The 804-nt window shown below is 74.1% G+C and carries 1 protein-coding gene; it reads right to left on the reverse strand.

Annotated elements, in window-relative coordinates; all coding sequences use genetic code 11:
- A partial coding sequence (locus tag A9W96_RS00350; RefSeq protein WP_067137268.1) for a cysteine desulfurase family protein occupies positions 1 to 804 on the reverse strand: 804 nt, incomplete at both ends.

The raw sequence follows: 804 nt of genomic DNA on the forward strand, positions 1-804 counted from the left end.
CGCCCAGCACGCCGTCGACCAGCCGGTCGCGCAACGCCCGCAGCCGGGCGCTGTTGGTCTCGAGCCCGTCGACCGAGATCCGGGCCGCCGCCGCCATTCCGACCGCACCGGCGACATCGGCGGTGCCCGAACGGATGTCGCGCTCCTGCCCGCCCCCGTGAGCCAACGGCACGCAGGCCACGTCGCGGCGCAGCAGCAGCGCACCCACGGCCGGCGGGCCGCCGAACTTGTGCGCGGTCACGCTCATCGCCGACAGCCCACTGGCGGCAAAGTCGACCGGTAGCTGCCCCACCGCCTGGACGGCGTCGCTGTGCATCGGCACGCCGAATTCGGCTGCGACGGCGGCGAGTTCGGCCGCCGGCAGCACGGTGCCGACCTCGTTGTTGGCCCACATCACCGAGACCAGCGCGACGTCGTCGTGGCGCGTGAGCACGTCGCGCAGCGCCGCGGCCGACACCGACCCGTCGGGGGCGGTCGGCAGCCAGGTGACCTCGGCGCCCTCGTGCTCGACGAGCCAATTGACCGAGTCCAGCACGGCGTGGTGTTCCACCTCACTGGTGACGATGCGCCGGCGGCGCGGATCGGCTCCTCGTCGGGCCCAGTAGATGCCCTTGACCGCCAGGTTGTCGCTCTCGGTGCCGCCGGCGGTGAAGATGACCTCCGAGGGGCGCGCGCCCAGCCGGTCGGCGATCAGCTCGCGGGACTCCTCGATGCGGCGCCGCGCCGCCCGGCCGCTGGTGTGCAGCGAGGACGCGTTGCCGACCGTGCCGAGCACAGCCGTCATCGCCTCGACGGCGGCGGGGT

It is taken from the genome of Mycobacterium sp. 1245852.3, assembly GCF_001669335.1.
Classification (GTDB): Bacteria; Actinomycetota; Actinomycetes; order Mycobacteriales; family Mycobacteriaceae; genus Mycobacterium; species Mycobacterium europaeum_A.